The organism is Streptomyces monashensis, assembly GCF_001866665.1.
GTDB classification, from domain to species: domain Bacteria; phylum Actinomycetota; class Actinomycetes; order Streptomycetales; family Streptomycetaceae; genus Streptomyces; species Streptomyces monashensis.
Genome location: NZ_MLYO01000016.1, coordinates 15985 through 36724, shown reverse-complemented (window position 1 = coordinate 36724; position 20740 = coordinate 15985). Strand labels below are relative to the sequence as shown.

General features: G+C 73.1%; 18 protein-coding genes and 1 pseudogene. 6 read left to right on the top strand and 13 right to left on the bottom strand.

The annotated features are described in order from the left end of the window. Positions 1–6 precede the first annotated feature (6 nt). Complete coding sequence (locus BIV23_RS08870; RefSeq protein ID WP_071380226.1) at positions 7–219, top strand: acyl-CoA carboxylase epsilon subunit; 213 nt, start codon at positions 7–9, stop codon at positions 217–219. A gap of 66 nt (positions 220–285) precedes the next feature. Here the strand turns inward: BIV23_RS08870 and BIV23_RS08865 are convergent, their stop codons facing one another. Then, on the bottom strand, positions 286–735 hold the full coding sequence (locus BIV23_RS08865) for a DUF6299 family protein (protein ID WP_071380225.1): 450 nt from the start codon (positions 733–735) through the stop codon (positions 286–288). Positions 736–979: 244 nt separating this feature from the next. On the opposite strand from BIV23_RS08865, the gene BIV23_RS08860 reads away from it, so the two are divergent. Beyond that, entirely contained in the window at positions 980–1171 is a 192-nt protein-coding gene (locus tag BIV23_RS08860; protein ID WP_071380224.1) for a DUF5999 family protein, read from the top strand. A gap of 20 nt (positions 1172–1191) precedes the next feature. Here the strand turns inward: BIV23_RS08860 and BIV23_RS08855 are convergent, their stop codons facing one another. Beyond that, positions 1192–1614 (bottom strand): RidA family protein, encoded by a 423-nt coding sequence (locus BIV23_RS08855; protein WP_071380223.1) that lies wholly within the window; start codon positions 1612–1614, stop codon positions 1192–1194. After that, a complete protein-coding gene (locus BIV23_RS08850) occupies positions 1611–2747 on the bottom strand; it encodes an acyl-CoA dehydrogenase family protein (RefSeq protein ID WP_071380222.1) in 1137 nt (378 codons plus the stop codon). The genes BIV23_RS08855 and BIV23_RS08850 overlap by 4 nt, the downstream gene beginning before the upstream one ends. A gap of 163 nt (positions 2748–2910) precedes the next feature. Between BIV23_RS08850 and BIV23_RS08845 the strand changes: the two genes are divergently transcribed. Together BIV23_RS08845 and BIV23_RS08840 are read left to right on the top strand one after the other, a co-directional pair. Next, the gene (locus tag BIV23_RS08845; protein WP_071380221.1) at positions 2911–4503 is read left to right on the top strand and encodes an AMP-binding protein; all 1593 of its coding nucleotides are present in this window, start codon (positions 2911–2913) and stop codon (positions 4501–4503) included. Between the two features lie 15 nt (positions 4504–4518). Then, positions 4519–5331: a PaaX family transcriptional regulator gene (locus BIV23_RS08840; RefSeq protein ID WP_071380220.1), complete on the top strand. Its 813-nt coding sequence runs from the start codon at positions 4519–4521 to the stop codon at positions 5329–5331. 4 nt (positions 5332–5335) lie between these two features. Here the strand turns inward: BIV23_RS08840 and BIV23_RS08835 are convergent, their stop codons facing one another. The 3 genes from BIV23_RS08835 to BIV23_RS08825 all read right to left on the bottom strand — a co-directional run bounded on the left by BIV23_RS08835 (position 5336) and on the right by BIV23_RS08825 (position 9040). After that, positions 5336–5845 (bottom strand): hypothetical protein, encoded by a 510-nt coding sequence (locus BIV23_RS08835; protein WP_071380219.1) that lies wholly within the window; start codon positions 5843–5845, stop codon positions 5336–5338. Positions 5846–5937: 92 nt separating this feature from the next. After that, positions 5938–8205: a bifunctional salicylyl-CoA 5-hydroxylase/oxidoreductase gene (locus tag BIV23_RS08830; RefSeq protein WP_071380218.1), complete on the bottom strand. Its 2268-nt coding sequence runs from the start codon at positions 8203–8205 to the stop codon at positions 5938–5940. Between the two features lie 7 nt (positions 8206–8212). Then, positions 8213–9040, bottom strand: a complete 828-nt coding sequence (locus BIV23_RS08825; RefSeq protein WP_071380217.1) for an enoyl-CoA hydratase family protein — start codon at positions 9038–9040, stop codon at positions 8213–8215. Positions 9041–9323: 283 nt separating this feature from the next. Between BIV23_RS08825 and BIV23_RS08820 the strand changes: the two genes are divergently transcribed. Further along, positions 9324–9818 (top strand): ATP-binding protein, encoded by a 495-nt coding sequence (locus BIV23_RS08820; RefSeq protein WP_071380216.1) that lies wholly within the window; start codon positions 9324–9326, stop codon positions 9816–9818. Here the strand turns inward: BIV23_RS08820 and BIV23_RS08815 are convergent. From BIV23_RS08815 to BIV23_RS08805, 3 genes are all read right to left on the bottom strand, one after another. Next, positions 9775–11223: an amino acid permease gene (locus BIV23_RS08815; protein WP_071380215.1), complete on the bottom strand. Its 1449-nt coding sequence runs from the start codon at positions 11221–11223 to the stop codon at positions 9775–9777. The two genes, BIV23_RS08820 and BIV23_RS08815, sit on opposite strands and share 44 nt — an antisense overlap. 143 nt (positions 11224–11366) lie before the next feature. Beyond that, positions 11367–12398, bottom strand: a complete 1032-nt coding sequence (gene argF / locus BIV23_RS08810; RefSeq protein WP_071380214.1) for an ornithine carbamoyltransferase — start codon at positions 12396–12398, stop codon at positions 11367–11369. A 106-nt stretch (positions 12399–12504) separates the two neighbouring features. Continuing rightward, positions 12505–13728, bottom strand: a complete 1224-nt coding sequence (locus tag BIV23_RS08805) for an arginine deiminase (protein WP_071380213.1) — start codon at positions 13726–13728, stop codon at positions 12505–12507. A gap of 227 nt (positions 13729–13955) precedes the next feature. Here BIV23_RS08805 and BIV23_RS45895 point away from each other — a divergent pair. Continuing rightward, a pseudogene (locus BIV23_RS45895) lies at positions 13956–14493 on the top strand (hypothetical protein); the annotation flags it as partial. A 14-nt stretch (positions 14494–14507) separates the two neighbouring features. On the opposite strand, the gene BIV23_RS08790 reads toward BIV23_RS45895, so the two are convergent. The 4 genes from BIV23_RS08790 to BIV23_RS49550 form a co-directional block, all read right to left on the bottom strand. Next, positions 14508–17087, bottom strand: coding sequence for a polynucleotide kinase-phosphatase (locus tag BIV23_RS08790; RefSeq protein ID WP_071380210.1), 2580 nt, complete (start codon positions 17085–17087; stop codon positions 14508–14510). Next, positions 17084–18562 (bottom strand): 3' terminal RNA ribose 2'-O-methyltransferase Hen1, encoded by a 1479-nt coding sequence (locus BIV23_RS08785; protein ID WP_071380209.1) that lies wholly within the window; start codon positions 18560–18562, stop codon positions 17084–17086. The genes BIV23_RS08790 and BIV23_RS08785 overlap by 4 nt, the downstream gene beginning before the upstream one ends. 72 nt (positions 18563–18634) lie before the next feature. Beyond that, positions 18635–19582 (bottom strand): hypothetical protein, encoded by a 948-nt coding sequence (locus BIV23_RS08780; protein WP_071380208.1) that lies wholly within the window; start codon positions 19580–19582, stop codon positions 18635–18637. A gap of 125 nt (positions 19583–19707) precedes the next feature. Next, positions 19708–20646: a CbrC family protein gene (locus tag BIV23_RS49550; RefSeq protein ID WP_245790464.1), complete on the bottom strand. Its 939-nt coding sequence runs from the start codon at positions 20644–20646 to the stop codon at positions 19708–19710. Positions 20647–20740 lie beyond the last annotated feature (94 nt).

Here is a 20740-nt window from a genome sequence, read left to right as displayed (position 1 = left end):
GTTCTCATGTCCGGATCCGCTTCCCTGCCCCCCGCGTCCCCGGTCCCCCCGATCCGTGTGGAACGGGGTCAGGCCACCGCGGAGGAACTGGCCGCGCTCGCGGTGCTGCTGCTCAGCCGCAGCGCCCGGACCGCGCCCGGCACCGCCCCCGCCGCCGACGGCGGCACGTCCTGGCGCCCGCACGCCTACCACGCCCCGCACAGCTGGCAGCGCTCCTGACCCCGGCGGGGCCGCCGGGCGGACCGGGCCCTTGCGCGCCCGGTCCGCCCGGCACACGGCCTGCGCTCACTGCTTGGCGAGCGAGACGTCCCGGTCGGCCGTCGCGTGGAAGGCGGGCAGCGGGAGGTTGCCGATGAGGCCGGTGTCCGTGGGCTTCAGTTCCATGAGGGTCGCCTGGACGTGGGCCTTGCCGGTCTTGAGGGTCTCGTCGCCGGGCTTGCCGGAGTTCTTCCAGTGGTGCTCGGCGCCGTCGCACTGCGCGCCGCTGCCGCCGATGCCGTACCGGACCCGGGCGTCGCCCTGGCTGATCGAGGAGCTGACGAACACCGGTCCGGTGCCGGCGGTGCACCGGTAGGTGCCGGAGAGCGTGACGGTGCCGTCGGAGGCGAGCTTGCCGGTGGCGTCGACGGTGACGGTCTCCGAAGGCGCGGCGGGCGCGGCGCCGGCCGGGCCGACGGCGGCGCAGAGCAGGGCAGCGGCGCCGAGGGCCGAGGCGAGGGCGGGGCGAACGGGCATGGGGGTACCTCCCGGTTCCCTGGGTGATGGGGTCGAGAGTTCCACTGGATACCGGGCGTCCGTGCCGCGGGGCGTGACCGTCACTCCAACGGTGGCGCGTCATGGAACCGTCCGCGAGTTGTCCGGGTGTTGTCACGCTTCACGGCGATCGGTTCCGGTGCGTTCACGGCGGTCGCATGGTCTGGGGTGACGGGCGTCGGCCGGACCCGCCGGCCCCCCTCACGTCCCGTTGTGGAGGTGCGCCATGTGCTCCTGCCGGTCCTCGTGCCCCGCGTCCACGGCTCCGCGGCACCCGGTCGCCGCCCACCCCGAACAGGGCTGGACCCTGCTGTGCGACGGCTCGATCGTCTTCGACGACAGCGGCGAGCTGCACGCGGACGGCAGCGTCGTCCCGCCGTGCCGCCTCCCGGCGGAGCGGCTCCCGGAGGCGGTCTGAACGGGCTGGACGGACACCGGTCAGGGCAGTACGGCGAACCCGTCCAGCTCGACCATCGCCTGCTCGTCCCACAGCCGTACGACCTCCACGACGGCCATGGCCGGGTAGTCCCGGCCCGCGAGGTCCTGCCAGATCCGGCCGAGCCGGCCCGCGTCGGCACGGTACGCGGCGACGTCCGTGGCGTAGACCGTGACCCGGGCAAGGTCGGCGGGGGTGCCGCCGGCGGCGCGCAGGGCGGTGAGGAGGTTGCCGAGCGCCTTCTCGAACTGCTCGGGGAGCGTCGCGCCGGTGACCTTGCCGTCGGCGTCGAGGGCGGTCTGGCCGGCGAGGAACACCACGCGGGAGCCGGCGGCGACGACGGCGTGCGAGAAGCCGGACGGCCGGGAGAGGGTGGGGGGGTTGATGCGCGTGGCGGTGGTCGGGTTGACGCGCTCGGTGCTCACCGGGCCTCCTGATCGTGGGCGGTGGCGTACAACTCCTTGGCGATGATGCCCCGTTGGACCTCGCTCGCGCCCTCGTAGACACGGGGTGCGCGCACCTCGCGGTAGAGGTGCTCGAGGAGGTGGCCGCGGCGCAGGGCGCGGGCGCCGTGCAGCTGGACGGCGGTGTCGACGACGTACTGCGCGGTCTCGGTGGCGAGCAGCTTGGCCATCGCGGCCCGGCCGGGGACGCCGGGGGCGCCCTGGTCGTACGCGGTCGCCGCCGCGTACACCATCAGCCGGGCCGCCTCGGTGCGCAGCGCCATCTCGGCGACCTGGTGGGCGACGGCCTGGAGGTCCTTGAGCGTGCCCCGGAACGCCTCCCGCCGCCGCGTGTGGTCGACGGTGGCGTCCAGCGCGGCCTGGGCCATGCCGACCGCGAACGCGCCGACGCTGGGCCGGAAGAGGTTCAGGGTGCCCATGGCGACGGCGAAGCCGCGGTCCCTCTCGCCGAGCACGTCGTCGGCACGGACCGGTACGGCGTCGAAGGCGAGGGCGCCGATGGGGTGCGGGGAGAGCATCTCCAGGGCGGTGCCGGTGAGTCCGGGGCGGTCGGCGGGGACGAGGAAGGCGGTCACGCCGCGGGCTCCGGCGCCGGGTGTGGTGCGGGCGAAGACGGTGTAGAAGTCGGCCTCGGGGGCGTTGGAGATCCAGCACTTCTCGCCGGTCAGCCGCCAGCCGCCGGTGCCGTCGGGCTCGGCGGCGAGGGCCAGCGCGGCCGCGTCCGAACCGGCGCCCGGCTCGCTCAGCGCGAAGGCCGCGACCGCGCTGCCGTCGGCGACCTTCGGCAGCCAGTGCTTGCGCTGGGCCGGACTGCCGTGGGCGTGCACCGGATGGGCGCCCAGGCCCTGGAGGGCGAGGGCGGTCTCGGCCTCGGTGCAGGCCTGCGCGAGGGACTCCCGCATCAGGCACAGGTCGAGCGCGCCGGAGGTGAACAGCCGCTCCAGCAGGCCCAGTCGCCCGAGGTCGGTGAGGAGCGGCCGGTTGACGTGGCCCGGCTGCCCCTGGTCGGCGAGCGGGCGCAGTCGTGCCGCGGCCAGCGCGCGCAGTTCGGCGCACCAGGCGGTCTGCTCCGGTTCGAGTGAGAATGCGGGCACTGCCGGTCCTCCCTCCGGGGCGGGCCACCGGGCGCCCCGCCCCTCCTCGTTGCCGTCTTCCCCCGACGTTATCGCGTGAGGTTGACTGCCGTCACCAAGACGATACGCTCGATCCGCGAGCCCACCGCAGCGTCCGTCCGTCACGGCAAGGGGGCGAACCACCATGCACGTCACGGCCCATGTCGACACCTTCGCGCGCGACCATCTGCCCCCGCCGCACGAGTGGCCCGAGCTGCGGTTCGACCTGCCGGAGCTGCGCTACCCCGACCGGCTGAACTGCGCGGCGCAGCTGCTGGACCACGCCGACGCGGACCGCCCGGTCTTCCACACCCCGGCCGGCCCCAGCTGGACGTACGGCGAACTGCGCGCCCGCGTCGACCGGATCGCGCACCTGCTCACCGGCGACCTCGGGGTGGTCCCGGGCAACCGGGTGCTGCTGCGCGGCCCTACCACACCCTGGCTCGCCGCCTGCTGGCTCGCCGTGCTGAAGGCGGGCGCGATAGCGGTCACCGTGCTGGCCCAGCAGCGCCCGCACGAGCTGGCGACGATGTGCGAGATCGCCCGGGTGCGGCACGCGCTCTGCGACATACGCGCGGTGGACGACCTGGTGAAGGCCGGGACACCGGAGCTGCGGATCCTCACCTACGGCGGGGACGGCCCGGACGACCTGCTGCGCCGCCCGGCGCCCGACGCCCCCTTCCCGGCGGTCGACACCGCCGCCGACGACATCGCCCTGATCGCGTTCACCTCCGGCACCACGGGTCGCCCGAAAGGGTGCATGCACTTCCACCGGGACGTGCTGGCGATCGCGGACACCTTCTCCCGGCACGTGCTGCGCCCCCGGGCGGACGACGTCTTCGCCGGCTCTCCCCCGCTCGGCTTCACCTTCGGCCTCGGCGGGCTGGTGATCTTCCCGATGCGGGCCGGTGCCAGCAGCCTGCTGCTGGAGCAGGCCGGCCCCAGGCATCTGCTCCCGGCGATCGCCGGGCACCGGGTCTCGGTGCTGTTCACCGCCCCGACCGCCTACCGCGCCATGCTGGACGAGCTGGACGGGCACGACGTCTCCTCGCTGCGACGCTGCGTGTCGGCCGGCGAGAACCTGCCCGCGGCCACCTGGCGGGCCTGGCACGAGCGCACCGGCGTGCGGGTCATCAACGGCATCGGCGCGACCGAGCTGCTGCACATCTTCGTCTCCGCCGCCGACGAGCACATCAGACCCGGGACGACGGGCGTGCCGGTGCCGGGCTGGCAGGCCCGGGTGCAGGACGCGGACGGCCGCCCGGTGCCCGACGGCGAACCCGGACTGCTGGCCGTGCGCGGCCCGGTCGGCTGCCGCTACCTGGCCGACTCCCGCCAGCGCGGATACGTCCGCGACGGCTGGAACATCACCGGCGACACCTATGTCCGTGACCCCGACGGCTACTTCCGCTATGTGGCCCGCGCCGACGACATGATCATCTCGGCCGGGTACAACATCGCCGGCCCGGAGGTGGAGGACGCGCTGCTGCGGCATCCGGACGTGGTGGAGACGGCCGTCGTCGGGCGCCCGGACGAGGCGCGCGGACAGGTCGCCGTGGCGTACACGGTGCTGCGCGCCGGGGCACCGCGCGATCCCGAGGCCCTGCGCCGCTTCCTGCTGGCGGAGCTGGCGCCCTACAAATGCCCGCGCGCGTTCGTCTTCCTGGACGCGCTGCCGCGCACCGCCACCGGCAAGTTGCAGCGGTTCCGCCTGCGCACCGATGGTGACCAGCAGTGATGCCGACGACCTAAAATGATCAACGTGTCCGAGCAGCACGCCCCCCGGTCCCTCATCGTCACGCTCTACGGCGCGTACGGCCGCTTCATGCCCGGCCCCGTGCCCGTCGCGGAGCTGATCCGGCTCCTGGCCGCGGTCGGCGTGGACGCGCCCTCCGTGCGGTCCTCGGTGTCCCGGCTCAAACGGCGCGGCCTGCTGGTGCCGGCCCGCGCGGCCACCGGCGCCGCGGGCTACGAACTCTCCCCCGAGGCACGCCAGTTGCTGGACGACGGCGACCGCCGTATCTACGCGGCGGCGCCGCCCGGAGACGAGGGCTGGGTGCTGGCGGTCTTCTCCGTCCCCGAGTCGGAGCGGCAGAAGCGGCACGTGCTGCGCTCCCGGCTGGCCGGCCTCGGCTTCGGCACGGCCGCCCCCGGGGTGTGGATCGCCCCGGCGCGGCTGCACGAGGAGGCGGAACACACCCTGCGCCGCCTCCACCTGGAGCCGTACGTCGACTTCTTCCGCGGCGAGCACCTGGGCTTCGCCGCGACGCAGGAGGCGGTCGCCCGCTGGTGGGACCTGGCCGCGATCGCCAAGGAGCACGAGCACTTCCTGGACACCCACGCGCCGGTGCTGCGCGCCTGGGAACACCGCCCGGGCACCCCGCCCGAGGAGGCCTACCGCGACTACCTCCTCGCCCTCGACTCCTGGCGCCACCTGCCCTACACCGACCCCGGCCTGCCCGCCCACCTGCTGCCCGCGGGGTGGCCGGGCCTGCGCTCGGCGGAGGTCTTCCGCGCACTGCACGCACGACTGCGGGACGCGGGCGCGGAGTTCGCCGGGGTGTGAGGGGTCACAGGCAGCAGCGGCAGTACAGGTGCGCGCCCGTGTCCCGGGCCCGGCGGGCGAGGCCCGCGAAGGCGCGGACGCGGTCCTCGCAGTCCGGGAAGTCGGTGAAGTCGACCTCCTCCACGTCGTACCACTGCAGGGCCAGCATCGGCACGTGCTCCTCCTCCACGGCGGCGAGCCGGTCCCGCCAGGAGTCGGGCAGCTCGGTCAGCTGCAGTCCCGACTCCCACGGCGACTCGGCGCCGGGTGCGGCCGGCCGCTCGGGGGGCCACACACGCGCGTCCGGCCACAGGAGCCGCGGCCCGGCGGCACGGACGTCGTACGGTCTTCCCTCCGCGAACGCGACGAGCTGTCCGAGCGCGACATGGGGATCGATGTTCTTCATGTCGATCCAGTCCGCGCCCGCCTCGTCGAGGGACCGGCCCTCCGCCTGCCAGTCCCCGCCGGGGCCGATCGCCCAGTCGACCGCCGTCGGCCGGTCGGCCGCCGCGAAGTAGTCGCACAGCACACCCATGACCGCTCCGTCCCCTCGCCCGTCGCCTCTCGTCTCTCTCTGCTCTCTCTTCTCTCTTCCCCCTTCCGAGCAGAGCAGACGGCACCGACGACTCAGCGGCCCAGGGTCAGCCGGGGCTTCGGGGCGTCCGTGCGGCCGGTCTGCGGGCGGCGGCTGCCCGCGCGGTAGGGGGCGGGCCAGCTGACGCCGGGGCCGTCGTAGCCCTGCTCGGCCGCCGCGTGCAGGGTCCAGTGTGGGTCGTACAGATGCGGTCGGGCGAGGGCGCACAGGTCGGTGCGTCCGGCGAGGATCAGGGAGTTCACGTCGTCCCAGGAGGAGATCGCGCCGACCGCGATCACCGGGATCCCCGCCTCGTGGCGGATCCGGTCGGCGAACGGCGTCTGGTACGACCGCCCGAACTCCGGCCGTTCCTCGGCCACCACCTGCCCGGTGGAGACGTCGATGGCGTCGGCGCCGTGCGCGGTGAAGGCCCGGGCGATCGCGACGGCGTCCTCGCCGCTCGTCCCGCCCTCGGCCCAGTCGGTGGCGGAGATGCGGACGGTCATGGGCCGCTCGGCCGGCCACACCGCGCGGACGGCGTCGAAGACCTCCAGCGGGAACCGCAGCCGTTTCTCCAGCGAGCCGCCGTAGGCGTCGGTGCGGTGGTTGGTGAGCGGGGACAGGAAGCCGGAGAGCAGGTAGCCGTGGGCGCAGTGCAGTTCGAGCAGGTCGAAGCCGGCCCGCGCGGCCCGCCAGGCGGCCGCCGTGAACTGCTCGCGCACATCGGTCAGTTGGGCCCGGGACAGCTGCCGCGGGGCCTGGCTGCCCGGCTTGTACGGCAGCGGGGAGGCGGCGAGGAGCGGCCAGTTGCCCGTCGGCAGCGGCTCGTCCATGCCCTCCCACATCAGCCGGGTGGAGCCCTTGCGGCCCGCGTGCCCGAGCTGCACCCCGATCGCCGTACCCGGCGCCTGCTGGTGCACGAAGTCGGTGACGCGCCGCCACGCCCCGGCCTGCCGGCCGGTGTAGAGCCCGGCGCAGCCCGGCGTGATCCGGCCCTCCTCGCTCACGCACACCATCTCGGTCATCACCAGCCCGGCCCCGCCGAGGGCGCGGGCGCCGAGGTGGACGAGGTGGAAGTCGCCGGGGACGCCGTCGACGGCGGAGTACATGTCCATCGGCGACACCACGACCCGGTTGCGCAGGGTCAGTCCGCGCAGCCGGAACGGGGTGAACATCGGGGGCGTGCCGGGCGGGCAGCCGAACTCGCGCTCGACGGCCCCGGTGAAGTGCGCGTCGCGCAGCCGGAGGTTGTCGTGGGTGACCCGGCGGCTGCGGGTGAGCAGGTTGAAGGCGAACTGGCGCGGCGGCTGGGCGCGGTAGCGGGTCAGGTCCTCGAACCACTCCAGGCTCGCCCGGGCGGCCCGCTGGGTGGAGGCGACGACGGGCCGGCGCTCGTCCTCGTAGGCGGCCAACGCCCGTGGCACGTCCGGCTGTTCCTCCAGGCAGGCGGCGAGGGCGAGCGCGTCCTCGACGGCGAGCTTGGTGCCGGAGCCGATGGAGAAGTGGGCGGTGTGGGCGGCGTCACCGAGAAGGACCACGTTGCCGTGGGACCACCGGTCGTTGACCACCGTCCGGAAGGTCGTCCAGGTCGACTTGTTGGAGCGCAGGGGGCGGCCGCGGAGCGCTTCCGCGAAGATCTTGGCGCACCGCTCGATGGATTCCGCCGGCTCCAGCTCCTCGAATCCCGCCGCCCGCCACACCTCCTCGCGCATCTCCACGATGACGGTGGAGGCGTCGGCCGCGTAGGGGTAGCCGTGGAGCTGCATCGGGCCGTGCTCGGTCTCGGCGATCTCGAAGCGGAAGGCGTCGAAGGGGAAGTCGGCGGCGAGCCAGATGTAGCGGCAGCGGTGCGCGCTCACCCGGGGGCCGAACGCCCGGGCGTAGGCCTCGCGGGTGGTGCTGTGCACCCCGTCGGCGGCGATGACGAGGTCGTACGCGGCCGACAGCGCGTCGGGGGGCGGTGCCTCGGTGCGGAAGCGGATGTCCACACCGAGGGCCTGGCAGCGCGTGTGCAGGATCTCCAGGAGGCGCCGTCTGCCCAGGGCGGCGAAGCCGTGGCCGCCGGAGCGGTGGGCCGTACCCCGGTGCACGATGTCGATGTCGTCCCAGCGGACGAAGTCCCGCCGCAGGGCTTCGTGGACCACGGGGTCGGCGTGTTCGATGCCGCCGAGAGTCTCGTCGGAGAGCACGACGCCGAAGCCGAAGGTGTCGTCGGGGGCGTTGCGTTCCCACAGGGTGATCTCGCGGGCCGGGTCGAGGCGTTTGAGCAGGGCGGCGGCGTACAGACCCCCGGGACCGCCCCCGATGACGGCGACCTTCATGGCGATGTCACCTCCCCCGCCACTTCGGCGGGCGCTTCTCGGTGAACGCCGCGTGGAACTCGGCGTAGTCCTCGCCGTTCATCAGCAGGGCCTGTGTGGAGGCGTCCAGTTCGACCGCGGCGGCCAGCGGCATGTCCAGCTCGGCCGTCAGCAGGGCCTTCGTCTGGGCGTGGGCCAGGGCCGGGCCGTCGGCGAGGCGGCGGGCGAGGGCCTGGGCCGCCTCGTCCGCGCGGCCCTCGTCCGTCAGCTCGCTGATCAGGCCGATGCGCTCGGCCTCGGGAGCGCGGACCGGCTCGCCCAGCATGAGCAGGCGGGTGGCGTGGCCGAGGCCGACGACCCGGGGCAGCAGATAGGCCGCGCCCATGTCGCCGCCGGACAGGCCGACGCGGGTGAAGAGGAAGGCGAAGCGGGCCGAGGGGTCCGCGACGCGGAAGTCGGCGGCCAGGGCGAGGACCGCGCCGGCGCCCGCCGCCACCCCGTGCACGGCGGCGATCACCGGGAACGGGCATTCGCGGATGGCCCGCACGACCTGGCCGGTCATCCGGTTGAAGTCGAGCAGCTGGGCGGTGTCCATGGCGAGCGTGGCGCCGATGATCTCGTCCACGTCGCCGCCGGAGCAGAAGCCGCGGCCCTCGCCGGCCAGCACCAGGGCGCGCACGGCACGCTCCCGGGAGAGCTCGGCGAGCAGATCGCGCAGGTCGGCGTACCCGCCGAAGGTGAGGGCGTTGAGTTTCTCGGGGCGGGCGAGGGTGACGGTGGCGACCCCGTCGGTGAGATCGACCCGCAGGTGCTCCCAGTCGCAGGTGCGGGCGGCGGAGCCGGTGAAGGGACTCATGACGTGCGGCCTCCTTGGCTGGGGTCCGTACGTTGCGCTGTGTCCCTCGAAGTTATCACCCCTTTGTGACTGTCGTCATGAGGACGCGACAGGCCTGTGTCACCGGTCGGCTACAGGGCCGTAACAGCAGGGACGGGTGGGGGACGCGAGGCGTTCGCCTGGGTAAGCCGCCAGGTACCGGGGCCCGCGCCGACAGGGCCGGGGCCCCGGGCGAAGCCCGCGGGCCGTCCCCGTGGCCGGGGCCCGTACCATTCCTACAGTCGAAAGCAGGACAGCCTGCTCCATGAACGGACTCGCCTTGCACGAACGCCCCACCGAATCGGCCTCCTGGCGCATCGCGCTGCCGCACACCGCCGCGGCGGTGCCCGTGGCGCGTGCGCTGGTGCGCACGGCCCTCGCCGAGGTGGAGCACACGGCCGACAGCGACACCGCGGAGCTGCTCACGGCCGAGCTGGTGGCCAACGCGGTGGAGCACACCGCCGGGCGCGGCCCGATAGAGCTGGTGGTGCGGCTGCTGCCGGCCGGCTGCCAGGTCGAGGTGCACGACGCGGACCCGGCACCCCCCGGCCTCCCCCTCGCTCTCGGCTCCGCTCGAGCGGGGGGCACCCCCACGACCCAGCCGGTGATCGAGATGCCGGACCCCTGGCAGGAGGACGGGCGCGGGCTGCTGCTGATCCGTGCCCTCAGCTCGTCCTGCGGGCACCGCCCCACCCCGTCGGGCAAGGCGGTGTGGTTCACACTGCCTGTGGTTCCCGCTCAGCGGCGGCGCTCGCGGTGACCTCGGGTGCCGCGGTGGCCAGGGTGGAGTGCCGGCGGCCGTAGGCGACGTAGATCGCGAGGCCGACGACGAGGAACACGGCGAACTGCAGCCAGGTCCGCCAGCCGGTCTCGTACATGAGGTACAGGCAGAAGCCGACCCCGAGCAGCGGGCCCACGGGGTAGAGCGGGACGCGGAAGCTGCGGGTGAGACCCGGCTCGCGGCGGCGCAGGGCCAGGACGGCGATGTTGACGACGGCCATGATCGCGAGCGTGCCGATGGTGCACAGGTTCATCACCGCGTCCAGCGAGGCGAAGGCCGCCGGGAGGGCGAAGACCACGGCGACGATCAGGGTGCCGGCGACCGGGGTGGCGGTCTTCGGGTCGACCTTCTCGAAGACGCGCGGGATCAGGCCGTCCCGGGACATCGACATCAGGATGCGGGTCTGGCCGTACATCACCGCGAGGACGACGGAGGCGATGGCGACGACCGCGCCGAAGGCGATCACGCCGCCGCCGGCGGTCGAACCGGTGACCTCGTTGACGACGTAGGACAGGGCCGCGGGGCGGCCGGCGACCTGCCCGCCGCCGATGGCGCCGATCGCGGCGAGCGCGACCGCGCAGTACAGCACGGTCACGATGCCCATGCAGACCATGATCGCCACGGGAATGTCCCGGCGCGGGTTCTTGGCCTCCTCGCCGGCGGTGGTGATCGCGTCGAAGCCGATGTACGAGAAGAAGGCCGCGGTGGTGCCCGCGCCGATGCCGCCGAGGCCGGCCGGCGAGAACGGGGTGAGGTTGCCGTGCTTGAAGGCGCTGTAGCCGATGGCGCAGAAGGCCAGCAGGATGACGAGCTTCACGGCGGCCATGGCGGCCGTCGCCCGGGCGCTCTCGCGCACGCCGCGCACCAGCAGCACCGAGGCCATGGCGATGACGATCACCGCGGGCAGGTTCACGAACCCGCCGTCGCCGGGGCCGGCCGACAGGGCGGCGGGCAGCTGGACGCCGGTGAGGCTGTGCAGGAGCTCGTTGACGTACTGGCTCCAGCCGACGGCGACGGCCGAGATCGAGACGCCGTACTCCAGCAGCAGGCACCAGCCGACCAGGAACGCGGTGGACTCGCCGAGGCCGGCGTAGGCGAAGGAGTACGAGGAGCCGGAGACCGGGATCGCGCCGCCCAGCTCCGCGAAGGAGAAGGCGGTGAAGACGCAGGTGATCGCGGCGAGCACATAGGAGACGACGACGGCCGGACCGGCCTGGGCGACGGAGTCGGAGAGGCCGACGAAGATGCCGGTGCCGACGATGGCGCCGACGCCGAAGCAGATGAGCTGGAAGAGGCCCATCGTGCGCTTCAGGCCGTGTCCCTCGCGGTCGGCGCCGGACTCGGCGACGAGCGCTCGCGGGGACTTGATGCGGGGAGCGGGCATGCGGGTGGTGCTCGTTTCTCGGTGGTGCGGACGACCGTCGTGGGGTCGTCGTGAGGGCATGCGCGGTCACCGGAGGACCGCGCCGACGGCGACGAAAGGGGTGTTTTCGGGCCGTCGGTCAGGATAAGGCCTGGTGAGGCCGGTCAGGCAAGGCTTTGTGACGCGGATCGGGCCAGGGTGGCCACGAGGACCGCCTTGATCGTGTGCATCCGGTTCTCCGCCTCGTCGAAGACGACGGAGTGCTCGGACTCGAAGACCTCGTCGGTGACCTCCAGCTCGGTCAGTCCGTGCCGCTCGTGGATCTCCAGGCCGACCTTGGTGCCGAGGTCGTGGAAGGCCGGCAGACAGTGCAGGAACTTCACGTCCGCGTTCCCGGTGGCGGCGAGGACGTCCATGGTCACGGCGTACGGGCCGAGCAGCGCGATGCGCTCGTCCCAGACCTCCTTGGGCTCGCCCATGGACACCCAGACGTCGGTCGCGATGAAGTCGGCACCGCGCACGCCCTCCGGCACGTCCTCGGTGAGCGTGACCCGGGCCCCGGAGGCGGTGGCGAGCTGCCGGGCCACCGCGACGATCGTCTCGTCCGGCCACAGCACCCGGGGTGCCACGATCCGCACGTCCATGCCGAGCAGGGCGCCGGTGACCAGGTAGGAGTTGCCCATGTTGTAGCGGGCGTCGCCGAGGTAGGCGAAGGCGACCCGGTCCAGCGGCTTGTCGGTGTGCTCGGTCATGGTGAGCACGTCGGCGAGCATCTGGGTGGGGTGCCACTCGTCGGTCAGGCCGTTGTAGACGGGGACCCCGGCGTGGGCGGCCAGCTCCTCGACGACACCCTGGCCGTGCCCCCGGTACTCGATCGCGTCGAACATGCGGCCGAGCACCCGGGCGGTGTCCTTCACGGACTCCTTGTGCCCGATCTGGGAGCCGGCCGGGTCGAGGTAGGTCGTGTGGGCGCCCTGGTCGGCGGCGGCGACCTCGAACGCGCAGCGGGTGCGCGTCGAGGTCTTCTCGAAGACCAGCGCGATGTTCCTGCCCTTCAGGTGCTGCGGTTCGGCCCCGGCCCGCTTGGCGGCCTTCAGCTCGGCCGCCAGCTCGACCAGGCCGCGGAACTCCTGCCCGGTGAAGTCCAGCTCCTTGAGGAAGTGGCGGCCGGCGAGGGCGGTCGGGACTGTCGCCATGGGGGCGCTCCGGAGGTACGAGAGGAACAGGGACTTTGGAATTCTATACGAGGTCCTGAATTTCTATACGACGTCTTGGAGTCCGCTTCATCACACCGGCAGCCGGTCAGACGGGGTCGCGCTCCACCGGGCAGCTCATGCAGCGCGGGCCGCCCCGGCCCCGGCCCAGCTCGCTGCCCGGGATCTCGATCACCTCGATGCCCTGCTTGCGCAGGTGGGTGTTGGTGGTCGCGTTGCGCTCGTAGGCGACGACGACGCCGGGCTCGACCGCGAGCACGTTGCAGCCGTCGTCCCACTGCTCGCGCTCGGCGGCGTGCACGTCCTGGGTGGCGGTCAGCACCCGGATCTCACCGAGGCCGAGGGCGGCGGCGATGGCCCGGTGCATGTGCTCCGGCGGATGGTCGGTGACCTTCAACTCCCGGTCGCCGACGCCCGGTTCGATGGTGTACGAGCGCAGCATGCCGAGGCCCGCGTACTGGGTGAAGACGTCGCCGTCGACCATGGTCATCACGGTGTCGAGGTGCATGAAGGCGCGCCGCTTGGGCATGTCGAGCGCGACGATCGTGCGCGCGGAGCCGGCCGCGAACAGCTGGTAGGCCAGCATCTCCACGGCCTGCGGCGTGGTGCGCTCGCTCATGCCGATCAGCACGGCGCCGTTGCCGATCACCAGCACGTCACCGCCCTCGATGGTGGACGGATGGTCGGCCTGCCCCCGCGACCAGACATGGAACGGCTCGTCGCGGAACAGCGGGTGGTGCCGGTAGATCGCCTCGAAGTGGACGGTCTCGCGCTGCCGGGCGGGCAGCCGCATGGCGTTGATGGCGACCCCGTCGTAGATCCAGGCGGAGGTGTCGCGGGTGAACAGGTGGTTGGGCAGCGGGCCGAGGAGGAAGTCGTCGAGTTCCATCACATGGAAGCGGACGGACGTCGGCTCCGGGTGCGCCTGGAGGAACTCCCGCTTGGTCATGCCGCCCACGAGCGCCTCGGCCAGCTCCCGCGCGGGCAGGGCCGCGAAGGCGGCGCGCAGGTGGTCGGTGGCGAGCGGGCCGTACTCCTTCTCGTGGAAGACCCGGTCGAGGACGAGGTCACGGGCCGCGGGGAGTTCGAGGGTCTCGGTGAGCAGGTCACCGAAGAGGTGGACGGCGACGCCGCGGTCCCGCAGGACGTCGGCGAATCCGTCGTGCTCGGCGCGCGCCCGCCGCACCCACAGCACGTCGTCGAAGAGGAGGGCGTCCTTGTTGCTGGGGGTGAGCCTTTTGAGCTCCAGGTCGGGCCGGTGCAGGATGACGCGGCGCAGCCGACCGGCCTCGGAGTCGACACGGTAGGTCATGCCTCCATCCTGGCCGCACGCGACCGTCTTCACGCCCCTGTCGCCCGTTTCTGCCGATTCCTGTTCTCGTCCTCTTGACGAGAAGCGAGTCCTCCATTTATCGTCGCGATGACGAAAAACGAGGTCCGTGAACGGGCCGGAGACGAGGGGGATCATCCATGGCCGACATTCCCCAGCGCCTGGGCCGGCGTCACCCGCGCGGGGCGCCGACACCCGCCGCGAGGCCGATGAGCCTCGCCCCGCGCGCCGTGCCGGTCCACCGCACCACGGAGTACGAGGAGTTGGTGGCCCGGCACGGCACGCACGGCCAGGCCGCGGTCTTCCTCGCCTCCCGGGGCCGGGACATCGAGGAGGCCGCCGCACGCCACCGGCGCACCCGCGCCGCGCCGGCCGAGGTGATCTCCGCGGTGCCGCCGACGTGGCGTCAGGCGAGCACCTGACCGGCCGGCCGGTGATCGGCATCGGCACCCCGGCCGCACCCCCGGTGTGCCGGTGCGGCACCGGGCGGGCGACGAGCACCGCGGTGGACGAACTCACCATGGTGGAGGCCGTCGCCGACGACACGCAGCGGCTGCTCGCGCTCGACGAGATCTGTCTGGGCACCCCCGGTCATCAGACCGTCCGATACCGCCTGGGCCTGGAGGACGACGGGGGTGTCGTCGAGGCCCAGGCATCCTCCTGGGTGCTGGGGCCCGCACCGGCGCGACCGGCCGGCTCCGCTCCGTGTGGCAGGAGCGGGGCAGCCGGATCGCGCTGACCGGGCCGTACGCCGTCAGGGCCTACAGCCGCGGGTCCACCGGCTCCGACTCCAGGGCCAGCACCCCGAACACGGCCTCGTGCACCCGCCACAGCGGCTCCCCCTCCGCGAGCCGGTCCAGGGCCTCCAGGCCGAGGGCGTACTCGCGCAGCGCCAGGGACCGCTTGTGGTTCAGGAACCGCTGCCGCAGCCGGGCCAGGTTGTCCGGCCGGGTGTACTCGGGGCCGTAGATGATCCGCAGGTACTCCCGCCCCCGGCACTTGATGCCGGGCTGCACCAGCCGCCCCTCCCCTCCCCCGCTCTCGGCTTCGCTCGACCGGGGGGAACCCGATCGGACCACCGCGCCGACCGGCTTGACCACCATGCCCTCGCCGCCGCGGCCGGTCATCTCCAGCCACCAGTCGACACCGGCGCGCACCGACTCCGGGTCACCGGTGTCGACGTACAGCCTCCTGGTCGTCCGCAGCAGTCTGGTGCCGTCGTGCTCCACCAGCCGGTCGATCAGGGCCAGTTGCTCGTCGTGCGGCAGCGCGGCGAGGCTGCGGCCCTGGACGGCGAGCAGCTGGAACGGGGCCAGGTGCACGCCGTCCAGACCGTCCGTGATCCAGCAGTAACGACGGTAGGCGGCGGTGAACGCGGCCGCGTCGGCGGCGCGTTCGCGCTGGCGCTCCAGCAGTCCGCCGACGTCCACGCCACGTGCCGCGGCGGCCTCCAGCGCGCCGAGCGCACCCGGGAAGACCGCGCCCGACGCGGCGCCCACGGCCGCGTACTGGCCGCGCAGCAGACCCGCGGCCTTCAGCGACCAGGGCATCAGCTCGGCGTCCACCAACAGCCAGTCGGTGGCCAGTTCGTCCCACAGTCCGGCGTCCGTCACCGCCGAGCGCAGTCGGGCGAGGATCTCCTCGGTCACCTGCTCGTCGTCGAAGAAGGGCCGCCCGGTGCGCGTGTAGAGGGAGCCGGTCGGGCCCTGCACGCCGAAGCGCTTCGCAGCCGCCTCCGCGTCGCGGCACACCAGGGCCACGGCCCGTGAGCCCATGTGCTTCTCCTCGCACACGACCCGCTCGACGCCGTCGCGCGCGTACTGCGCGAAGGCCTCCTCCGGATGCTCCAGGTAGCCGTCCACCCGCGACGTCGCCGTCGGCGCCATGGTCGGCGGGAGGTACGGCAGCAGACGCGGGTCGATCGCGAAGCGGCTCATGACCTCCAGGGCCGCCGCCGCGTTCTCCTCGCGCACCGCGACCATGCCCGCGTGCCGGGTCTCCACGGCCCTGCGGCCGTACACGTCGGCCAGATCCAGCGGCCGGCCGTCCAGTCCGCCGGGTGCCTCGGCGCGCAGGGGGCGCGTCGGCTCGTACCAGACCCGCTCGGCCGGTACGTCCACCAGTTCGCGCTCCGGCCAGCGCAGCGCGGTCAGCCTGCCGCCGAAGACGGCACCGGTGTCCAGGCAGATGGTGTTGTTGAGCCAGGACGCCTGCGGAACCGGGGTGTGCCCGTAGACGACCGCCGCGCGGCCGCGGTAGTCCTCCGCCCACGGGTAGCGCACCGGCAGCCCGAACTCGTCCGTCTCGCCGGTGGTGTCGCCGTACAGGGCGTGCGAGCGGACCCGCCCGGAGGTGCGGCCGTGGTACTTCTCGGGCAGGCCGGCGTGGCAGACGACCAGCTTGCCGCCGTCGAGGACGTAGTGACTGACGAGGCCGTCCAGGAAGCGGCGCACCTCGGCCTTGAACTCCTCGCTCTCGCCCTCCATCTGGGCGATGGTCTCGGCGAGCCCGTGGGTGTGCTGGACCTTGCGGCCCTTGAGGTAGCGGCCGTACTTGTTCTCGTGGTTGCCCGGCACGCACAGCGCGTGGCCGGACCCGACCATGGACATCACCCGGCGCAGCACGCCCGGCGAGTCCGGGCCGCGGTCGACCAGGTCGCCGACGAAGACGGCGGTGCGACCGTCCGGGTGCACGCCGTCGACGTAGCCCAACTTACCCAGCAGCGACTGCAGTTCGGCCGAGCAGCCGTGGATGTCGCCGATGATGTCGAAGGGGCCGGTGAGGTGGGTCAGGTCGTTGAAGCGCTTCTCGGTGACGACGGTGGCGCCGTCGATCTGCTCGGTACCGCGCAGCACGTGCACCTTGCGGAAGCCCTCGCGCTCCAGGTGCCGCAGGGAGCGGCGCAGTTCGCGGATGTGCCGCTGGATGACCCGGCGGGGCATGTCGGCGCGGTCGGTGCGGGCCGCGTTGCGCTCGGCGCACACCTCCTCGGGCACGTCGAGCACGATGGCGACGGGCAGCACGTCGTACTTCTTCGCCAGTTCGATCAGCTGGCGCCGGCTGTCCTGCTGCACGCTGGTGGCGTCGACCACCGTACGACGGCCTGCGGCGAGCCGCTTGCCGGCGATGTAGTGCAGGACGTCGAAGGCGTCCCGGGTCGCGCCCTGGTCGTTCTCGTCGTCGGAGACGAGGCCGCGGCAGAAGTCGGAGGAGATCACCTCCGTGGGCTTGAAGTGCCGCCGGGCGAAGGTGGACTTGCCGGAGCCGGAGGCGCCGACGAGGACGACGAGGGAGAGGTCGGTGACGGGGAGGACCCGTCCCTCCTGCTGCGTCTCGGTCATGCTGCCTTCGCCTCCTTCTCGGTGTCGTTCCCGGTGTCGTTCCGGTGGAACAGGGCCATCTGGGTGGGCGGGCCGACCTCGGGGTCGTCCGGGCCCACGGGGGCGAACCCGACGTCGTAGCCGTGGAGTTCGGCGACCCGGGCGGCCCAGGCGCGGAACTCCTCGCGGGTCCACTCGAAGCGGTGGTCGCCGTGCCGGACGTGCCCGGCGGGCAGGGTCTCCCAGCGGACGTTGTACTCGGCGTTCGGGGTCGTCACGAGCACGGTGCGCGGGCGGGCGGCACCGAACACCGCGTACTCCAGGGCGGGCAGCCGGGGCAGGTCGAGGTGCTCGATCACCTCGCTGAGCACGGCGGCGTCGTAGCCCTTCAGTCGCTTGTCGGTGTAGGCGAGCGAGCCCTGCAGGAGCCGGACCCGGGACGCCTGGCGCTCTCCCATGCGGTCCAGCTTCAGCCGCCGCGCGGCGATGGTGAGCGCCCGGGCGGACACGTCGAGTCCCACGATCTCCGTGAACCGCGTGTCCTTCAGCAGTTCCTGCACCAACTGGCCCTGTCCGCAGCCCAGATCGAGGACCCGGGCGGCTCCGCTCTCGCGCAGGGCGGCGAGGATCGCCTCGCGACGCCGCACGGCCAGCGGGGTCGGCTTCTCCTCGGTCTCCGTCTCCTCGGCGACCGCGTTGTCGATCTCCTCGACCTCGCTGTCGTCGGCCTCGGCGAGCCGGACCAGTTCCAGCCGCTCCGTCGCCTGCCGGGTCAGCGACCAGCGGCGGGAGAGGTAGCGGCTGGTGATGAGCTTCTGCTCGGGGTGCCCGGGCAGCCAGCCCTCGCCCGCGCGCAGCAGCTTGTCGACCTCGTCGGAGGAGACCCAGTAGTGCTTGGCGTCGTCGAGCACGGGCAGCAGGACGTACAGATGCCGCAGGGCCTCGGCCAGGGTCAGCCGCTCCGACTCCAGGACGAGCCGGACGTAGCGGGAGTCACCCCACGCGGGGAACTCGGTGTCGAGCGGGACCGGTTCGGCAGTGGCCTGCCAGCCGAGCGGCTCGAAGAGGCGGTGGACCAGGCCGGGGCCGCCGCGCGCGGGCAGCGCGGGCACCTCGACGCGCAACGGCCGCGCCCGCTGCGGGAGTTCCGGGCGGGCGGCGCACACCCCGCGCAGGGCGCTGGAGAAGACACCGCTCAGCGCGACCGCGAGCAGCGAGGAGGCCGCGTAGGGGCGGTCGTTGACGTACTGCGCGAGGGCCGCGTCCGGGGCGCCGCCGCGGCCCTTGCCCTTGCCCCGCCGGACCAGCGCGACCGTGTCGATCTCCAGGAGCAGCGCGGCCGTGCAGCGTTGCTCGTCCGCCTCGGGGTAGAAGACATGGGCGGTGCCGTGGGACGTGGAGAACTTCTGTGCCTTGCCGGGGTGCTTGTGCAGCAGGTACCCCAGGTCGGTGGCCGGGTGGGCGGCGTCGCCGCGCGTCGAGATCGTCAGGAACACCTCAGCGATTCTTCCCGGCCCCGACCCCCGGTGACCACCGGATTTCCCGGCCGCTCTCCTCGCCTTCCCCCGTCACGACGCCGCGGCGACGATGGCGCGGGCGTTGCGCACGGCCCGTTGCTGCGCCGCGCGCTGGTCCTCCAGTTCCTGCTTGTTCCGGCGGATGGCGCTCTTCTGGGCGCGCGCCTGGACGGCGTGGACGGACTGGATGTATCCGGTGTCGAGCTTGCACGTCGCGTCGGCGGCGGCCGTCTTCCGCTCCTTGCCGGTGGGCTTCTCGGTGCGGAACCAGGCCGTGTCCAGGGACGCAGCGTCCGGGTCGGCGTAGTGGAAGCCCCGCTTCTTCATGCAGTCCGACCAGGCGTGGTCGGCCTTCTTCCAGGCCGGGTCCTGGCGGGCCTCCTTGCCGGACTGGATCCACAGGCGCATGGCGATCGAGGTGGTGCCGGTGAGCCGCACGCCGTCGGCCTTCGTGGCGGGTGTGGGGCCGGTGATCCTCTGCCGTGCCTGCCCCAGGCAGCCGCCGTCGGGTATGCGGTGTCCGTGCGCGAAGTGGCTGTCGCCGGTCCCGAACTCGGCGGTGAGGGCCAGGAACTGGTCGGTGGGCCACTCCAGGTCCTGGGTGCCGGCGGCCAGGTCGTGGTTGTGGTAGCCGTGCTCGGACGCCAGGTCGGGGTCGTCCACGCCGTACGGCCGGTCGTCGCCGACGGAACTGCTGAGGTCGAGCGTGCCCTGCCGGACCGGGTAGGTCGACTCGACCGACTTGGTGTCGAGCACCGCGAAACCCGAGAAGCCGAGCCGGACCATGCACCGCTTGGCGAGGATCCACTGCGCCCGGTCGACGGCCTTGCTGTCGGCCGCGGAGGGGTCGATGTCATACGCGTACAGCGGGAACGCCGAGACCGCGTTGAGACGGCGGGCCTCGCCCGCGGGGTCGTCGTCGCCGCTGAGGCGATCGGTGAACTGGCAGGCTGACAGGGCGAAGAGGGCGGCGAGGGCGAGAGGCAGGACTTTGCGCACGGGGTCATCCGATCAGGCCGGGATCATGGACGCCGTGACGGAACCCACACTTCCGGCACCAGAAGATCACAACTGGTTCACAATCGCCGACTCCCGGCTCGGACCGGCTGCCGTCGCACGCGGTCTCAGGTGAAGTCGGCCCGCGCGAGATGCGTCCCGCACACACGGCAGCGGAAGAGGTACCCGGTCGGCTGCCCGTCCTTGTCGAGCGCCGCGAGGAACTCCTCGACCGTGCCGTCCGGCCAGCCCCACGCGGCGCACTCCCGGCGCAGCTGGTCCAACGCGTCCGGGTAGGGCCGCAGTTCGCGCGCGCCGGCCGCGCCGAGGAACACGGCGCCGTCGCCGCAGTGCGCCGGCCAGCCCCAGTCCTGCCAGGTGGCGAAGCCGGGGGTGCGCTCACAGATCTGCCGGGCCGCCTCGTCCGGCATCCGCCCGGCCGCCACGTCGTTGAAGAACACGCCGTGGCGCCTGGCGGCCGTGCCGTAGGCGACGCAGTAGGGGCACAGCCGTCCGTCCGGTACGTCCTCGCCGTAGACCGGGCCGGTGTAGATCCAGCCCTGGTCGTGCCCGCAGCACGCGCACGGCTCGTCGGCGGCCCGCACCGAGCCGGTGGCCACCGGGTCCGGGTGGTAGGGGAACGGCGGCAGCAGCGGGCGGCGGCGGGGCTGCGGACGCGGTCTGACGACCTGTTCGATCGCCTGCCCGGTCAGCGCGGCGGGCGGCACCACGACCGCCCGTGCCCGCAGGTCCTCCGGCAGCTGCCGCACGTCCTCCTCGCTGGTCACGATCACCGTCGGATCCCCGAGCAGCACGATCGCCGCGCCGGTGCGGCGGGCCAGCTCGGCGACGATGTCCAGAACGCCGGGGCCCGGCCGGTCGAACGACACCCCGAGGTGCAGATACACGTCGGCGTCACTGCCGTCGGCGGCCCGCACCCACTCGACCGGCTCGCCGTCGGGCACGTCGTACGGGGCGTACGGCACCAGCACCTCGCGCACGGCGGTGGCGTCCATCGGCACGACGTCGCCGTCACGGAACGCATGGACGTAGATGCCGGACCCCATGGTCCCTACTCCATCACATACCGGCACCACCTCGGCATCCCCCCGGGCACGGGCAGGCGCCCCGGACGGCAGGAGCGGCCATGCCGCGCCGTGC

Bases quoted from the DNA above. Each gene is read 5' to 3' on its own strand.
- BIV23_RS08870 (WP_071380226.1), top strand. From the start codon at position 7: ATGTCCGGATCCGCTTCCCTGCCCCCCGCGTCCCCGGTCCCCCCGATC.
- BIV23_RS08865 (WP_071380225.1), bottom strand. From the start codon at position 735: ATGCCCGTTCGCCCCGCCCTCGCCTCGGCCCTCGGCGCCGCTGCCCTG.
- BIV23_RS08860 (WP_071380224.1), top strand. From the start codon at position 980: ATGTGCTCCTGCCGGTCCTCGTGCCCCGCGTCCACGGCTCCGCGGCAC.
- BIV23_RS08845 (WP_071380221.1), top strand. From the start codon at position 2,911: ATGCACGTCACGGCCCATGTCGACACCTTCGCGCGCGACCATCTGCCC.
- BIV23_RS08840 (WP_071380220.1), top strand. From the start codon at position 4,519: ATGATCAACGTGTCCGAGCAGCACGCCCCCCGGTCCCTCATCGTCACG.
- BIV23_RS08835 (WP_071380219.1), bottom strand. From the start codon at position 5,845: ATGGGTGTGCTGTGCGACTACTTCGCGGCGGCCGACCGGCCGACGGCG.
- BIV23_RS08830 (WP_071380218.1), bottom strand. From the start codon at position 8,205: ATGAAGGTCGCCGTCATCGGGGGCGGTCCCGGGGGTCTGTACGCCGCC.
- BIV23_RS08825 (WP_071380217.1), bottom strand. From the start codon at position 9,040: ATGAGTCCCTTCACCGGCTCCGCCGCCCGCACCTGCGACTGGGAGCAC.
- BIV23_RS08820 (WP_071380216.1), top strand. From the start codon at position 9,324: ATGAACGGACTCGCCTTGCACGAACGCCCCACCGAATCGGCCTCCTGG.
- BIV23_RS08815 (WP_071380215.1), bottom strand. From the start codon at position 11,223: ATGCCCGCTCCCCGCATCAAGTCCCCGCGAGCGCTCGTCGCCGAGTCC.
- argF (WP_071380214.1), bottom strand. From the start codon at position 12,398: ATGGCGACAGTCCCGACCGCCCTCGCCGGCCGCCACTTCCTCAAGGAG.
- BIV23_RS08805 (WP_071380213.1), bottom strand. From the start codon at position 13,728: ATGACCTACCGTGTCGACTCCGAGGCCGGTCGGCTGCGCCGCGTCATC.
- BIV23_RS08790 (WP_071380210.1), bottom strand. From the start codon at position 17,087: ATGACCGAGACGCAGCAGGAGGGACGGGTCCTCCCCGTCACCGACCTC.
- BIV23_RS49550 (WP_245790464.1), bottom strand. From the start codon at position 20,646: ATGGGGTCCGGCATCTACGTCCATGCGTTCCGTGACGGCGACGTCGTG.